The sequence below is a fragment of the Sneathiella sedimenti genome, assembly GCF_017313765.1.
Classification (GTDB): domain Bacteria; phylum Pseudomonadota; class Alphaproteobacteria; order Sneathiellales; family Sneathiellaceae; genus Sneathiella; species Sneathiella sedimenti.
Map to the genome: position 1 here is coordinate 741,889 of NZ_JAFLNC010000001.1, position 16,204 is coordinate 758,092.

The 16,204-nt window shown below is 52.2% G+C and carries 12 protein-coding genes and 1 pseudogene; 1 reads left to right on the forward strand and 12 read right to left on the reverse strand.

The features are described 5' to 3' along the window. Positions 1-2: 2 nt before the first annotated feature. From asnB to J0X12_RS03570, 11 genes and pseudogenes are all read right to left on the reverse strand, one after another. Complete coding sequence (gene asnB / locus J0X12_RS03520; RefSeq protein ID WP_207042317.1) at positions 3-1,895, reverse strand: asparagine synthase (glutamine-hydrolyzing); 1,893 nt, start codon at positions 1,893-1,895, stop codon at positions 3-5. Positions 1,896-1,932: 37 nt separating this feature from the next. Beyond that, entirely contained in the window at positions 1,933-2,841 is a 909-nt protein-coding gene (locus J0X12_RS03525) for a glycosyltransferase family 2 protein (RefSeq protein WP_207042318.1), read from the reverse strand. 93 nt (positions 2,842-2,934) lie between these two features. After that, positions 2,935-4,296 (reverse strand): hypothetical protein, encoded by a 1,362-nt coding sequence (locus J0X12_RS03530; RefSeq protein WP_207042320.1) that lies wholly within the window; start codon positions 4,294-4,296, stop codon positions 2,935-2,937. Next, a complete protein-coding gene (locus J0X12_RS03535; protein WP_207042321.1) occupies positions 4,296-5,579 on the reverse strand; it encodes a Coenzyme F420 hydrogenase/dehydrogenase, beta subunit C-terminal domain in 1,284 nt (427 codons plus the stop codon). The genes J0X12_RS03530 and J0X12_RS03535 overlap by 1 nt, the downstream gene beginning before the upstream one ends. 257 nt (positions 5,580-5,836) lie before the next feature. Continuing rightward, positions 5,837-5,951 (reverse strand): annotated as a pseudogene (locus J0X12_RS17555) (DapH/DapD/GlmU-related protein); the annotation flags it as partial. 453 nt (positions 5,952-6,404) lie between these two features. Beyond that, entirely contained in the window at positions 6,405-7,844 is a 1,440-nt protein-coding gene (locus tag J0X12_RS03545) for an oligosaccharide flippase family protein (RefSeq protein ID WP_207042323.1), read from the reverse strand. An 18-nt stretch (positions 7,845-7,862) separates the two neighbouring features. After that, positions 7,863-9,188: a polysaccharide pyruvyl transferase family protein gene (locus tag J0X12_RS03550; RefSeq protein WP_207042324.1), complete on the reverse strand. Its 1,326-nt coding sequence runs from the start codon at positions 9,186-9,188 to the stop codon at positions 7,863-7,865. A gap of 36 nt (positions 9,189-9,224) precedes the next feature. Next, the gene (xrtD, locus tag J0X12_RS03555) at positions 9,225-10,766 is read right to left on the reverse strand and encodes a VPLPA-CTERM-specific exosortase XrtD (RefSeq protein WP_207042327.1); all 1,542 of its coding nucleotides are present in this window, start codon (positions 10,764-10,766) and stop codon (positions 9,225-9,227) included. 86 nt (positions 10,767-10,852) lie between these two features. After that, positions 10,853-11,668 carry a P-loop NTPase family protein gene (locus tag J0X12_RS03560; protein WP_207042329.1) on the reverse strand — a complete coding sequence of 272 codons (816 nt, stop codon included), beginning with the start codon at positions 11,666-11,668 and terminating at the stop codon, positions 10,853-10,855. A gap of 12 nt (positions 11,669-11,680) precedes the next feature. Continuing rightward, the gene (locus J0X12_RS03565; RefSeq protein WP_207042331.1) at positions 11,681-13,321 is read right to left on the reverse strand and encodes a GumC family protein; all 1,641 of its coding nucleotides are present in this window, start codon (positions 13,319-13,321) and stop codon (positions 11,681-11,683) included. A 315-nt stretch (positions 13,322-13,636) separates the two neighbouring features. Then, the gene (locus tag J0X12_RS03570) at positions 13,637-15,109 is read right to left on the reverse strand and encodes an undecaprenyl-phosphate glucose phosphotransferase (RefSeq protein WP_207042341.1); all 1,473 of its coding nucleotides are present in this window, start codon (positions 15,107-15,109) and stop codon (positions 13,637-13,639) included. A 246-nt stretch (positions 15,110-15,355) separates the two neighbouring features. Here J0X12_RS03570 and J0X12_RS03575 point away from each other — a divergent pair, with 246 nt between their 5' ends. Beyond that, a complete protein-coding gene (locus J0X12_RS03575) occupies positions 15,356-15,676 on the forward strand; it encodes a VanZ family protein (protein ID WP_207042343.1) in 321 nt (106 codons plus the stop codon). Here J0X12_RS03575 and J0X12_RS03580 read toward each other — a convergent pair. Then, positions 15,673-16,179, reverse strand: a complete 507-nt coding sequence (locus J0X12_RS03580) for a hypothetical protein (protein WP_207042345.1) — start codon at positions 16,177-16,179, stop codon at positions 15,673-15,675. The genes J0X12_RS03575 and J0X12_RS03580 overlap by 4 nt on opposite strands. Between the last annotated feature and the right edge of the window lie 25 nt (positions 16,180-16,204).

A 16,204-nucleotide genomic window follows, 5' to 3' on the forward strand; every position in this document is an offset into this window, starting at 1 on the left:
ACCTATCCGTCCATCATCTGTTCTGCCCATATCTCGGCAGTGAGAAGTTGATAGATCCGTGCGGAATTATCAAGACGCCCTGATTTATGGTCCTTGATGAGCTGCTGCACATAGTCGGCATCAAACCAGCCGCGAGCCTTCAGCCGCGCCGGGCTTAACATATCTCCCACCATTTCTGATAGTTCGCCGGAAATCCAGCTGCGGATCGGAACGGCGAAGTTTGATTTGGGACGGTAAATAATCTCCTGCGGCAGGTATTTTTCCGCCACTTTCTTCAGCAGGTATTTTGAGGTGCCGTTGGTGTATTTCATATGCCCCGGCAGGTTCATGCTGCTGGCGACAAATTCCCTGTCAATGAAAGGCACCCGCACCTCTACTGATTCCGACATCGAGGAACGGTCCGTATAGGTGAGGTTAAGGCCGCACATAAAGAGCTTGATATCTGTCTGACAAAGCTTGTTATAAGGGTCGTCCTGATAGGCGGATTCCATCACGCCATCATGATAGTCGGCGAGCGCGCCGAGTGAACTCTCCGCGACATCCGGCATAAGCGCGGACAGGGACTGCTGGTCATACTGCGCATAACTCCTGAGATAGGCTTCATTGGAAGGAAGCTCTGCGAAGGAGAGGAATTTCTTCGCCCAGCGTCCAAGGCGAAAACCCCGCCCGCCGACCTGAACCGGCAGGGCATCCGTCACTGCACGAATGGGACCGCGTATAATTCCTGGCAGTTTGCGGTATTTTTCCGCCATCAGCCAGGCCTTCTGCCGGCGATACCCGAAATGCAATTCATCGGCACCCATACCGGACAAAAGAACCTTGATTCCCATATCTTTCGCCGACTGGCAGATCAACTTGGTATTGAGCGCGGCAGGATCACCAATGGGCTCATCCAGGCTGTAGATGACTTTTGGAAGCAGCGACATCAGGTCGGGATTGACGACAATTGACTCGTGATCGAACCCTTCTTTTTCGGCTAGCATTTCCGCATATTTCTGGTCATCGGCCATCTGCTCAACGCGTTTGTCCGCTTCCGACATGCCGATAGTGAAAGTTTTCAGCTTACCCAGCTTGCGCCGCGCGATGGTGCTGACCAGTGATGAATCAAGGCCGCCACTCAGGAAACTGCCGACCTCAACATCGGACACCAGATGCCGGTCGATGGAACTCTCGAAGCTTTTTGTCAGCTCTTCCACCGCATCCCGCTCATCTATCGGGCCTGCTTGATAATCCGGCAGCTCCCAATAAGTGGTCTCCTTGATACTCCCATCCGTATCGACAACCAGATATTGCCCGGGCTGTACCTTTTGAACGCCCTCCAAAATGCAGAAATGATCCGGCAGCCAGAGGAGCTGCATGCTGGCGGCAAGGGCCGAAAAATTCACCGCGAACGGTTCATCAATGATTTTCGCAATTGTCTTCAGCTCGGAGGAGAAACAGAAATTCTTCCCCTTTTTAAAGAAAAACAGGGGTTTGATGCCGAAATGATCACGGGCCAGAAAAAGTTCCTTTTTCTCACGGTCATAGATCGCGAAGGCGAACATGCCAATAAACTCTTCAAGGCATTTCGGCCCCTTCAGTCGGAACAGCTCCAGGACCACCTCGGTATCGGAATTCGTCTTGAACTGGACCCCATATTGCGTCTCAAGCGTCTTTTTAAGCTCTTTATAGTTATAGATCTCGCCATTATAGACGATGACATATTTATCCTTCTGCATCGGCTGGTCCGACCGCGGATCAACGTCGATGATCGACAGCCGCTGATGAGCAAGCGAAATATTCTCCTCAGACCAGACATCCTGTGAGTCCGGTCCGCGATGCTGCTGGATAACAGATGCGGCTTTCGCATGATCAACATGGTTCGGGAAATTCAAGAATCCGGCTAAACCGCACATGGCTAAAATCCTAAAATCAGCGTATCGCTGAGTAAATTTACGTGTTGGTCCAATATTTATTGGGATCTATATGGTCAAGTCCACTGAAGTAAAATCCCAGCATGATCTTCGCGCGAAAGAACCGACACCAAAACAATATCAAAATCGACTTCAGCTTGTCTGAAAAATATGGAAGCTTCCGGTCCTTTAAGGCGCGGATACTATGCGGTGCGGCGGAGGCCGCCGTCGCCACACATAGCGCGGGCCATTTAAGCGCGAAACCCGACTCCTTCTTCCACATATTGAATGTCATCGCCGATTGGCGTTTCCATTTTGCCCGCAATTCCTCCAGCGTGGCGCGTGCCGGATGCTTGGCAATGCAATCGCCGCCGAAATGGAATTTCGCGCCAATAGCGTAGGCGCGCTGGCACCAATCCGTATCCTCGGCAACATCCGCGTGGAAGGGGCCGACTTCTTCAAAAAGCACACGGCTCGTCCACATATTACCGGTCGCCGCATCACCTTTCTTGGTATAGCCTTCCTGATCCATGGAATAGGTAATCTCGAAGGCCTCAACGGCGTTAGGACGGTCATGTTCGGGATAGATGATGATTTCCCCGGCCATCACACTGCGTTCGCCCTCGTCCTGCATGTGCTTGAGGCCGTTTTTCACAAAATCGGGATCCAGGAGGCAGTCACAATCCGTAAAGGCGAGAAATTTTCCTTTGGCAAGCTTTGCGCCGGCATTGCGGGCGGGCCCGGCACCGCGGGCGGTCTCGACGACGAGGGTAACATTCAAATCATACGCATCCAGACCAGTAACCGCATCGACAGAGTTATTGTCACAGACAATAACCTCGAACCGGCTCTTGTCATAGGTCTGCGCTTCCAGCGTTGCCAGGCATGCCGCCAGGCCGGCCGGATCATTATAATGCGGTATAACGACGCTTAGCTCGAGTTCTTCCATTTCGGCCTAAATCCCCTTCGATGCAAACCTAGATCATCTCGAGTTAATTTTTATTAAAAGGCACGCCAGTTTTAGGCCTCAAAATTCATTCAGTTATAACGGCTTAGACACATTCGACGATTGTTGGGCCGTTTGGGCCGTTTCCTGCGGCATTTGCGACGCAGCTGCGGGCCGCGCCCTTACCGTGACTTCGTTCCACCCGACAGCAGCACTCACCAGCATGCCCAGAAGGATATTGGTCAGCAGCAACGGCTGCTCATACAATCCGACTGACATACTGGAAACATCCAGCGCAATAAGCGCGGAAATCAGGAAGAAAATCAGCTTCCGACGATAAGGGTCCTTCGACGTTTTCCTGGCCTTTGCCGCGTAACGCACGGCATTGACGTGGGAGAAAATATACATCAGGAAGGCCGGAATGCCGCCATTAACAGCCACAATCACAAAATGATTGACCAGATCGATATGGCGCCGACCATCCAGCAGGCCGCCCCAGTAGTTAATGTCTATTCCGCTGGAGCCAACAAGCCAGTAGTCACGCCACTGCGCCACTGCGACCTCTAGCAACCGGGTCCGGTACCAAGCCGTCGTCGAGTTAAGTGCGAGATAGTCGATGAGATTGTAAAAATGACGGTTCGAAGCCAACTCCAGGAATATGGCGAACGCCAACATCACATAAAGCGTTGGCTTGATCAAACTCGGACGCAAAATATACATATTGCAGATGATAAGTGTAACAATCGCAAGCCAGGGACCGCTGGACATGGAGGCGAGGCCACCTACCGCCGCGAAGAGGGCCGTGAATGTGCTCATCTTGCGTACCCGCGGATTGCTCCGGATCGCCCAGGCAATTCCGGCGATCAGCATCATTGCCATGCCAAAATAGATATGCACGGAGGTGCTGACCTTCGCCCGCATCATGCCAAGACGAAATTCCGGTTCCTTCGCGATCCAGACCCAGGTCCGGTAGCTGTCCAGCCCGACATAGGGTGAATTGGTAGTATAGGATTCCTGCCAGCCCATGATGCACATAAAGACGGCAATGCAAAATAAGGGAAACGCCATACCACCGGCATCCTGAATGGACCGAATGCCCAGCCTTGCGACAAAATACATCAGGACGGTATCAAATCCATAACCGATCATTTCGATGGTTTTACCGGATTCTGCACCGCTAAGAACGGTAGCCAAGACGGTCCAGGCCCAGAGAAAGAACACCAGGTAATCAACCGAGCAGACATTCATCTTTATATGTCGGCCCTGAATAATAAAGCGAACCAACAATGCAAGGGCGATCAGGCGGGGCGCCGACATATCCGCCGGCCCTATGGGCACACGGAGAAATTCCGGCCAAATCAGCATGGAAACGATTAGGACGCCGATGGCCGTACCCGGCCGCACAAATAGTGCAAGCAGGCCCAGGGCAACAGTAACAAAGGCGGTTATACCGACCATTATCCCTTTTCCTTTGCTGGCGGGGTCCAGCTTTCCACATCAATCCGCTTGTTCAGGCGCTTTCTGAAAATCCTGAGAATTGTCCCGGTAATCGATTGTCTTTTTTCGTTCAGGCTTAAATCGCTCCACCAGAAGCGCGCCATCTTGAACCCAATATATTTGGGAACGGCCGCCCCAAACAGGCGCAGCATATGTAATCTTGCCCAGACGCTCCCTCTAGACCCAAGCAAATTTGGCTGGGAACGCGGAAAAAGCGACAGATCGTGATTTTCGAGCGTGATATAGCCTGCAGCAGCCGCATCGAGTATATATTGCCGTCCTTTTTCAGTTCTTGCAACGATCAGGGATTTGCCTGGTTCCCCTTCCTCGATCGGCCGGTACCAGGGATCACCCACTGCAATATCCGCAAATTCCCCCGTATGATCCGGACAGATGTAGCAGCGCCATTGCCGGTATTTCTGCAAAAAGCCCCATGAGTCCGCATAGGTCATCTCGACAGACTTTTCTTCACCTGCGTCATCATTATAAACGGCTGTCCACATGCCGGGCCAGCCGTTTCCACGAAACCGCAAGCTCTTGAGGTTTGCCGGATCGGGAACGCCCTCTCTTTTCAGCAAATCCAGAGTTCCCTTTGTCGACGGCGTCCCGGCGCAGAAAAACGCGATCGTCACACCGATCTTCTTATCAAGTTCAGGGTCCAGCTTACGAGCCTTCTGGACCGCGGCGACATCGCAGGGTTTGCCAATAAAAACCGATGGCGCGTCTTCTTTCAGCATCAGGTCCAGTCTGTCACAGGGGCTGGCCGGGGCGTAACGCGATCCGGTGGCCGCCGCAAGTTCTTCGCGGCTGCGGCTTAAGGTGGTCTCGTTGAGATAAGGAATATCCCCGCGGGCTTTTATGTGCAAGGCACCGGCATAGCTCTTTTTCTCAATCCCAAAAACGGCAAGGGTCGTTGCCGCGCCCCCGCTGGAGCCGCCCTTGCGGATGCTCTCATCTGCGGAAAATCCTTCCCAGACGTCGAGGACAGGGCCCCATCCATCCGCGAGTTCCACCTTGAGGCCCGGAGCGTTCTTGTCAAAAGCATGTGTCAGGTTTGTGCCGGGGCAGGATTGAAGCGCCTTCCCGGTTTCCGCCGCCGCATCTGCGCGGACAAAAGGCCGTCGCCCGAGTTCCAGCGCATCACCCATTTGAAACCGCTCCGGCTCCATGAACGCGCAAACGCCACAACCAGTACACAGTTGTCGGCTGGTAACGTCAGTAATTTCCTTGATACTCTTACTCACAACTCAAACCCTTGCATTTTCGCGTTCAGCCATTTTCAAGGTTACTTCCGGCGGCATAGTCCTATCCGTATTCTCCATATTCTGGATAAACAGCGCTATCCCGTCTTTTGTGACCGGATCGAAAAGAAGATCGTTGGCTTTCATGAGCTCGGGAAGACTGAGATTCCACCATTCGGATTTCTTAACCAGTTCCGCCACCTCGGGCGTAAAACGCCGGCGGAATTCTTTCGCCGGGTTGCCGGCGACAATCGCGAAATCATCGACGTCTTTTGTAACGACGGAATTGGCTCCGATGATCGCACCGTCCCCAATCCTTTTGCACCCCGGCAATATTGTGGTCCGGCTACCAATCCAGACATCGTTCCCGATAGAGAGGGGGTTGTCTTGATCAAGCGGTATGGTGTCTTGGTCAACGATATTGAGATACCGATTATAGAAAAACGGATGTTGCGTCAGGGTTTCGGCCGGATGGTTCCGCCGGAAAACCATCAACTCGCTACCGAAGGAACAATAAGCGCCGATTTCAGACCCATAGGGAAAAACACCGGGATCAAGACAGGGACCGTAGCTGTACCGGCCGACCGTGACGCCATAATATTGCTTCATGATTTCCCGGCGTGTCTGAGAATAGAAAAACCCGCCTTCAAGCCGGTCGCACAAGGATAGACAAACCCGACGTAATGCGCGAAATTTGTAGGCGCGGAGGATCAGGGTTGATAAAGAGCTGAGGGACCGGTCATGCTGACGCTCCGCCCATCTGATCTTCTCGGCTGAAAATCTGTCCTTCATATACCACAATCCACTCTGATTAATGAGTTTAACATTCTAGACCTGCGCCTCGACTTTTCCATGGCCAGACTGCTTGAGCCATTTCACAAGATCCAGCGCCGATAGCAAAAATATGCCCAGCGCAGCCAGCGTCAGCAAAATCGATCCGACAATCTCGAAAACGGGGTCCTGACCCGTAGCAAAATTGGCCGACAGAAAAATTGCCGTTGCGACAAGGACCATTGAAACTACGACAGATTTGTAAAGCAAAGATAAATCAATGCCAAATTTTCGCGTCAGCAGGAACAGGAAGTAAACGACTGCCATCGTCTCGCCAATAATGCCACCGATGACGATGCCCAGCACGCCCCAACCCTGCCATACCGCCACAAGGGCGAAAACAAGCGCAAAGCTCCGGACAATATTCGCATAAAGGGGAAGTTTGGTTTTCCCGCAGGATATGGCAACGATCGTCGGGCCCGCCTTGGCCATCCGGATGCCCTGCATCAGGGCGAGCCAGGCGATAATCTGCACCCCTCCGATGTAGTCATTTCCGAACAAAAGGAGAAGGAACGCCGGTCCCGCGAGCGACAACCCGACACTGATGGTGATCCCGATCATCAGGCAGGCCTTGATTGTCGCGATAGAACCGGCCTCCAGTTTTTCCGGATCATCCTGCACCTTGGAGAGCATCGGCATAAAGAAGGACTGCGCGGCGTTGGCGAATACCATCGATGGAAACAGGGTCAGGGTGAAGGCGGCACTGAACCAGCCGAGATCTTCCATGCTGTAGGCGATACCGACGATGCCGCGGTCTGCCTGGAAAATTCCGAACAGCAATATTCCGTTCAGCATCAGGGGCCAGCCGAAGGACAAGATCCTGTTCAGGAATTCCCGGTCAACCGCTACGGAATACCGCCGCTTCGCAACAAGAAAGGAAAGAACGACCGTGGAAGCCGCCTGCACAGTGATGATCCACAGCATGACCCGGTAGTCCTTGAAATAAAGCGCAAGCGGCGCAGACAATGCGACTGCGATTATTTGCGGTACGCTCTCAACCAGGACCGAGGGACCGAACTTCATTTCCCTCTGGAAACGGGCAGCGTCCATATGAACAAACCCGGTTATCAACGGCAGAACGGCCAGCCACTGAAACGCCCAGATAAGCTCCGGCAGGTCAAAAAGATGAGCGATCGGGCTTGCCACCGCATACATAATGACCGCCAGCACCACCCCGCGCAGAATATTGAACGCCTGCACAGTTCCCTGGAGTTTAGGCTCGTTCCCGTCAGTCGCCTGTACAATCAGCCGATCAACCCCGAGGCCGGTCGACATCTGCACCAGCGCCATCGTGATCCCGAATGTAGCCGCGATACCAAAATCTTCCACACTGATCAGGCGTGCAATGATGATGTTACGCGCAAACGTGCTTAAAGCGCCGACGGCGCCACCGAACGAGAGAAACAGTCCGCTTCTTAGATGGCCCTTAATCAACAATTCGGTTGGCCTTTCGAGCTAATTATTTTTGTTGGCTACAATATCCAGAATGCAATTCGAGATAATCGACAATTGGTCATCAACCCGTTGCTTCACTTCAGGAAGGGATTTTTCCAGCGAGGCAAGAAGATCGCCACGCCGCAGGTACGAATCTTTCAGTCCCTCGATGACAGCCTGGGTGTCCAGCGTGCGAGGGTCGAAGACTTCATCGCCCTGACCGCAGGTTTCGAATACCCCCTTGGTTTTGTCACTATACGCGATGGCGGACGTGGGAACCCCCCTTGAAAGTGCCGCGATTGTTGAGTGCATGCGGGTTCCACAAAACCAGTCCATTTTGGAGATCAGCCATTTCACCTGGTTCTGGTCAAGCGTGTCAGGCGAGACAAATACCCGGTCTTTATGCTTCTCTTCAACCCTCATGGCCACCTTTTCGCAGGCTGCAAAGTCCGATTCCGTATACTGGCGGTCGCTCATAACATGCGGGATAAGAACCAGGTTTGCATCTGTTTCCGCAAGCAACCAGTCGCAAAATGCGTGAATAATGTCGTTATAGTCTGCCTTAAAACCATATTGGGACACTGCGGCATTGGGATCATTATATATAAGACCGCTCACATTCAGGCCGACAACCGGTTTTTCCGGCTTTTTCTCCAGTACCGCCTGACGAAGAGCGTCGTCGATCAGGTCCACCGCACTGCGAATGCCAAGGGCGAAGGCGAAATCGACACCGCTTCTGTGCCTTGTTGCATCATAATCATCCCCCAGCATGTCCTTCAGGATCACGAAGCTGTGGGGATCACGCGCCCAGGCCATATCCGCCCCCTTCACCGCCTCAATTGCAATCCGGTTCAACTTTGAATCGAAATAAGGTCCATAGGTTTGGGGCAACAGAATGAGCGGCACATTCCTTTTAAGGGAAATCAGCTTGGGGCGGACAACGCTCATAAAACGTTTCACCCCATAAATGTCGCTAAAGCTATCGCCACCAGAAATATCGAGAACAACATCAAAACCGTCAATATCCCGCACGACAGAGTTCATCATTGCACCAAACGCACCCAATCGGGACGCTACCGAAACGGTGACGATATTTTCTGGCAGATAATAGCGATGGCCGGCGCGAATGCCGATATGCTCTACGTCAAAATAATTCCCGTCCGAGAATTGGTGGGTTTTGGACCGTTTACCGAGCTCATTGTCAAAGACGGAAAATCGGGCATTGGGCAGCCGTTCTGTGATCCCTTCAACAGTCGACGCAAAAAGAGCAGAAACGCCCATGTTCGATGTATCCGGCGCCGCACCGAACAACCCGATGTTGATTTTTGATCTGTTGTTATCCGACATTACTTTGTACTTACCAATTGTTATTCACTTGATCGTCTAGTCCGGTACATATGCCGGGAGAACCTTAAACAACTCTTCAGAAAAAGCAGAAAGTTCCGCATCCGCCTGCGCTTCGGGCATTGTTGCCATTATCGGCATCGACAGCCGAATGAGGGCTCCATCTGTCCGTGCAGACGACAGCCCGCCCCACAGCAGGTTGAATTTCGCCTTATACTCGTTCGCAATATATTTCCCGCGCTGCTTAAACCAGTAGTACACCAGCAACCGGTCTTCGCCATGGGTAACGAGCACCCGGTTGACCGGCACACTCTGTGCCCCATTTTTCAGCGAGATCTCTGTCAGCTCTTCTATCTGCCAGCCACCTGACGGAATGCAGACGCGCGGCGAATGCGGCGTGCTGCCAGCGGATTGCTGATCATAATACCCAATAAACAGGGTAATCGGCAGAATCTCGCCCCCGCGGTAATGACCGAGGAAATAGTCGCTCATATTGAGGATGGTTTGCTCCACCCCGGGAAGCACATCCTCCTCGGCGATCATGTCATTGATTTTCAGGGGAAAGCTGTTGAACATCCGCCGTTCGGGTATTTCAGGCTCAATCCCCCGGAACATTATGATGGCGGGGGCAAACACGACGCAAATCAGCAGCGCACCAACAATTGGCCCCAGACGCACCGGCTTCTCCGACTGCTGTGCGGCAGGAACGGAAACCTTGAGGACACCGCCCCCGATCGTCGCTTTTTCTCGTTTGCTGAGCGTGAGGTAGCAAACCGCCAACATGACCGCAAAAGAAAACAGAAAGAAAACCCAGCCTTCGAAAAGATGGAAGAATCCGTCCGACACCGCCGTATCCGTCCATTCCGCAAACGCGCCGGTCAGAAATATCCGGACGCTGTTCATGATGATCGACACGATGCCGGCAATGGCAACAAAAAGCGCCCGCTTCCAGAACGGAATATCGAACAGCATCGCCAGGAGAACCCCCAGGCCGATCATCGGGTAGAGATATCGAAGGCCGGCACAGGCTTCGACAACTGCCAGCTTGATGGTTCCCATATCGATGATATTTCCGTCCTGAAAGACGGAAAGTCCTGCGAAACGCAACAATACAACACTCATATCCGTGGAAAGGAGCTGCAGGCCGTAGGTCAGGTTGGCATTCAGAAAGGCGGGCGGTGGCACCACAAACGGCAGTAAAATAAGGGACGGCAGCACATAGCGGCCATAGGTAACTCCCCCAAACACAACGAACAGGCCGAGGATCAACAGAAAAAGGCTGAGGTGACGGACATTTTCTATCCCTGCCTTGACCGCCAATCCATAGACCGCGACCGCGATCAGGCAAAAAACAACACCGATCCAGTTACCGCGGATATCGAAGGAAGAAAGAAGTTCTCGTCGCGCCCAGAGGAGATACAGTGCCACGGCCAGCATCAACGGGCCATGACTGAACTCCTCAACATTCATCCATGCATCCCATAGCAGCATGCCATCGGGTATATAGATCAGGAAAACCAGGCACAGGAGGGCTGGCAACAACAGTCGCGTTCGGTCAATCCGTTGTAAGGCCAGTTCCATTCATCCTCTCGCTATTCTTCCTTTACTCAATTCTGACGTCAACGTGCGACGGACAAACTTGCCGCAATCAGGGTCGCCATCGAAATCTAGTAATAGTAAGTTTTGGCGACATCCTGTGATTTGTTTAGAACGACACCCAAGAGGTTGTTCGATTGCAGTTGGCGGCGGCAGTCCTTGACGTCGCTCGGCTTGGTCTCCCCACTCGCTACTACCATCAAAACGCAGTCTACCTGCGGAAGGAAAGCAATGGCGTCATCGGTCGCTTTCAGGGGCGGTAAATCGAAAATACAGATGCGTTTCTCGTACCTGTTTCGAAGATCCTCCACCACGGCTTTTACTTTCCGCGACGTCAGAATTTCAGTTGAATTCTTGATCGGCCGACGGTTTGGCAAAACCACAAAACGGGGAATGCCGGGATTGATCAGTACGTCGTTAAACTCGATCTTGCCGTCGAGAAAATCTGCAAAGCAGTTATCTTTCGGGAGCCCCAGATAGGCCGCCACCTGAGGACGACGCAAATCGAAATCCACGAGAAGAGCCGTATAGTCGGTTTGTTTGGCAATACTGAGCGCCAGGTTGATTGCGACAACCGTTTTCCCGCAGGCCGGTGTTGGCGACGTGATAGCGAGGGTCCGCCAGTTATTGGCTTCCATCTTCGCGAGAACCTGTGTTCTCAGAATATCGAAGCTGATTGAATTGGGGTCTTCACTATCCAGCGTAATGATTCTGTTTTCTTCCAGATGCGCCATGTCGAGATCAACAACACGAGTCTGGTTATAAACGATCGGGCCTTCGACGATCTCCGCGTTACGAGCAGCCTTTTTTGCGGTGCTCGTATGCTCCGAAAGACCACCAGACTTTTTCTCCTTGGCCTTGGCAATGGCTTCCTTAATACGTTCCACGTCAGTCCTCTCTTAAAATGAGACCAATAGTCTATCGACAGCTACCCACACCTTGTAAAACAGATCATCCAACGGCTGGTATAAAAAGTGCACAGCCACCAGCAACAGAGCAAACAAGACAATCGGAATGAGGAAGTACAGGAAGATTTTCATCCGATGCTGTACATTTTCCTGACGTGTGTGAATGTAAGGTATAGACACAATGGGCGGGTGCTTGAGCACTGCTTCCAGTTCAGAGGCACTATGAATTCGGCGGTCGATCAGCTCGATCAGGAAAACACAGACCACGCCGATGACAAGCGCAAGAAATCCGCCAATACCAAGAATTTTCTTCCTATCCGGGGAAACCGGTTCCGTCGGTACGATCGGCGGCTCCAGAAGTACAAAGCGTTCCGCCTTCTTCTCTTCCTCAAGATTCTGTGACAGCTGTGCCTGAGCCTGCTTGGACTCAAGTGAATTCAACTTTTCCAGCAAGTCGTTATAGGTCCGGTCCAGAACAGTCAGGCCGCGCTCGACTTGCGGGATTTCAAGAATGATTCCCTCCAGGTCCGCAATCTTCTTGCTCGTTGCGGCAATCTGGCGGCGCGTTTCCGCAATTTTATCATCCGTCGCAGCGATACGGATCTGGAGCTTCTCAACAACAGGGTTGTAGACACCGCTTGACGCGGACTGTTCCTGAGCCGCTGCCGCGAGTGCAGATGAGGTTTCCTGCTCCACCTGCTTTTCGAGAGCCGCAATGCGCTTCTTAAGCGCAATGATATCCGGGTGCGAATCCGTCAGTCGGGTGGAGGCATCCAGCAAGCTATCCTTCAAGGTAGCCAGGTTTTGTGCCAGTTCGGATTGCTCGCCGCCGCTGGCGGTAAGGCCAGACCGGGCGGAAGTCAGTTCAATCTGGAGATAGCGTTTGTCTTCTTCAAGCGCTCGCAAATCCCGGCGGAGATCGCGAATTTGCTCTTCCGACCTCTCCAGCATACTCTGGCGCAGGCCAAGATGCTCGGGCAGGGCATTTCCATATTTTTGCTTGTACGCGACAATCTCGGTTTCGATCTTGGTCAGTTCGCGGCGCACCTTGTTTGCTTCATCTGCCAGGAAAGCCGTGGCCTCGGAGGCCCGTTCGGTCCGCGTTCGCACATTCTCGCTCAGGAACAGCGTAACCAATTCATTCGCAACGTCGGTCGCAATCTGCGGGTTCTCATGACTGAAGGCGACCAGGAAGGCGATTGTCGTATCCCCTCGCCTGCTGCCGGAAAAAGACGATGTAATAACCTCAATCCCGATTTCCTCCTGCATTTTATATACAAGTTCAGAAACCGTCATAAATTTCCGGTCTTCACCATAGACGTTGAATTTGTCGATGATTTTTAGAAGATTTTCCCGGGTCATTACCCGCTGCTGGATCATCCTGATCCGCTGATCGGGGTCGGTGTTTACTGTTGATTCAATAAGATCGGGAGAGATTTGCTGTGTTTCAACGAGAATGGTACCAAAGGACGTATAATGCGGCGGCAAAATCAAGATGACAGCTACGCTGCCCACAAGAACCAGCACAAACGGGATCAAAAAGAATAGAAACCGTCTCTTAGCGGCTGAAATGATCCGCTCAAAATTAATCGGCGAACCTTCTTCTTCGGGAAGTGTAAAATCTTGGTTCATACTAATGCTCGAATTTCTTCAATTCAGTCGATTTAATCAGTTTATATCGGACGCCTTGTAACCCGTCCTTATGGTTAAAATTTTACAACCATCCAAGCCGATCAACAAATGCCACCTGCCTTTTTAGGCCCAAAGAGTTAAGGAATGGTTGGTAACTGATATATATTGGCAACATTGCGCTAAATTTTAAGGGTTCCTGCAACGATCGGCACGGTCAGGCAGCGCCCTCCACGCGCAAGTCAAAATAGGAGGAAATCAATAGATCTCGCCCCTCTTTCTCCGCATCACGAGGGTAAATGTCAAGGATTGATACGATCAATAGGCGTTTTTATTTACAAAGCCAACAAAGACTGTCATCACCAGAATTTGCAGGTCAAAAAACAGCGACCAGTTCTCGACATAATATGTATCATAATTCACCCTGGCTTCCATTTTTTCCAGGGTGTCCGTTTCTCCGCGATAGCCCTTTACCTGCGCCCAGCCGGTAATCCCCGGCTTGACCTTATGGCGGGCAAAATATCCTTCAATCAGCTCAGAATACTCTTCATTGTGATCGATTGCATGGGGACGTGGGCCGACCAGCGACATTGTCCCGTTAACCACGTTGAAAAGCTGCGGCAACTCATCCAGGCTGGTCCGGCGGATAAATTTACCGACCCGGGTTATACGCGGATCATCTTTCGACGCCTGGACAGTCTTTTTTCGTTCCGCCCCGTCATGATACATGGAGCGGAACTTATAAATTTCAAATATCTTGTTGTTATAGCCATAGCGTTTCTGCTTGAACAACACCGGCCCCTTGCTTTCCAGCTTGATCGCAATGGCAACCGCAAGCAGGAGCGGAGAGAACAAAATCAGGGCCAGCCAGCCCAGAATACGGTCCTCCAGCGCCTTCACCACGACCTTGAACCCGGACAAGGGCGAATCCACCACCTCGATCATCGGCAGGCCGCCGAAATGGTTGGGGGACGGTCGGTGTGGAAAACGAAAGCCCACCAGATCAGAGACCAAATGGACATGGGCCGGGAGTTCGCGCAGACGGCTAACGATTTCCAGCTGGCGTTCATCCGCGTTCCAGGGGAGCGCGACAATGATATCGTCGACATGATTTTCGCGGACGAACTTTATCAGGGCCTCCATATTCCCAAGCAGGGTATAGCCGGCAACCGTTGGCCCCATACGGCCGATCCGGTCATCGAAGATGCCCACGACCTTGTTGACCGCCGGTTTTTCGTTTTCAAGCTGGCGTAGAAGCTGTTCCGTCTGTTTTCCGCCACCAAGAACGACGACCTTCCGTGTACATATCCCCCGGCTAGCCAGATAGTTGATGATGATAAAGGCAACAAGCCGGTAAATCAGAATGACAAAAAAGGAGGCGAAGGCGAAGCTGTACATCCAGATCCGCGAATATTCCTCGGATACCTTCAACGAGAAGGCTACCGCCAGAAGCAACATAAAGGTCGTCAGGCAGACAATCGCGAGATTTGGCAGGTTGGTAAGTGGTGACAACAATGTCGAGAAGGAGTAAATCCGTGCATAATGTCCCAAAAAGAAAAATATGATCAACGCGAGAACGACCGCATACATATAGTTTTCATGGGCGATCAGGTTGCCGCCGATCACAAAATAATGGCTGAGATAGCCCGCGAGAAACAGCCAGAAAAGGTCGAGGGCCGTGAAAATCGGGGATAGTACACGCGAGGAAAGAGGGTATCCTCCACTATATGCGGAACCCTTTTCGGCAGGTATTTTTTTGCTGCTCAGTCCGCTTTCCGAAATCTTGTTCAACGAATTTCTCCGACGACAGGCGCTCGTAAATCCTGCTTCAAAACCGATATTCAAAAAATTGGTTGGTAAAGCTTGTCTCGACTGCACCCGCAGAAAATATTACTAATCATACATCTCTTGGGTGCAATTTACATCGCTTATCGTTAATTTTTCCTAAACCGCAGGCCCGTAATAATACCTATGACCCTATCTAGCCATCATAATCAAAACAGGTACCGAGTTGCGTTATTCCTTTGGGGAGCTGGCTTGGTCGCCATTACTATCTTCTCCCTTTTGCCGCCTGGCAATGAACCGTCCTTCTCAGATCTGGTCAATGACAAGGTTCGGCACTTCACTGCCTATGCGCTGCTTGCCTTGGCTGCATGCCATGCGGGCCATAATTGGCAGCAACGGCTATTGCTGTGTATCGTGACGTTTATCGTAAGCCTCCTTATCGAAATTCTGCAACCCTTTACAGGCCGGAATTTCGAACTTTTGGACATTGTTGCAAATTTATCTGGTACCCTTGCAGGAATGGGCTTGGCTGCTCTCACTTTCCGCTACCGTGCACGAAAATTTCGCCTCTAGCCTTGCCTCAGACTGCGGTCCCACAGCATCAAATGCACGCCGTACTGATCCTCCCTGACCTCAAGATGCGCCGCGTCAAAGGTCCAGCGCCTTGTTTCACTCGCCTTCAGTTTGCGGCCCGGACCATATTTCTCCGCTAGCGCCTTCAAAATATCAGTATCCTGATAGGTCGCGCCGGGAAGGGAAGCATCGATTTTCCAAATCCGGTGACCGGCTTCCGGCGGCGTATAGCTGACGCGATAGCGAATACGCCTGTCATTTCCGTTCTGGGGCGCAACGCAAACGAGAACAAGAACCGGACCCGTTGGTCCGTCATACCGGCTCTCTGCCGCGCACTCCGCCCGCTCTTCATTAAGGTTCGCGCTTTTCTCACCGAGTTGATAGCCGGTTTCCTGAAGTAGCGCCTCATGAAGGGACGGCACCGGTGGCGGCATGACGCAGCTGGATAACAGCACAAGCATCGCCGCAACAACGGCAAGGACAAATGACCCTTGCGCGGTCAACCGCCTTCCAAATTTTATGTCCCCC

What these genes read in the sequence shown, in the direction of transcription:
- asnB (WP_207042317.1), bottom strand. Translation starts at nt 1,895, where the DNA reads ATGTGCGGTTTAGCCGGATTCTTGAATTTCCCGAACCATGTTGATCAT.
- J0X12_RS03525 (WP_207042318.1), bottom strand. Translation starts at nt 2,841, where the DNA reads ATGGAAGAACTCGAGCTAAGCGTCGTTATACCGCATTATAATGATCCG.
- J0X12_RS03530 (WP_207042320.1), bottom strand. Translation starts at nt 4,296, where the DNA reads ATGGTCGGTATAACCGCCTTTGTTACTGTTGCCCTGGGCCTGCTTGCA.
- J0X12_RS03550 (WP_207042324.1), bottom strand. Translation starts at nt 9,188, where the DNA reads ATGTCGGATAACAACAGATCAAAAATCAACATCGGGTTGTTCGGTGCG.
- xrtD (WP_207042327.1), bottom strand. Translation starts at nt 10,766, where the DNA reads ATGGAACTGGCCTTACAACGGATTGACCGAACGCGACTGTTGTTGCCA.
- J0X12_RS03565 (WP_207042331.1), bottom strand. Translation starts at nt 13,321, where the DNA reads ATGAACCAAGATTTTACACTTCCCGAAGAAGAAGGTTCGCCGATTAAT.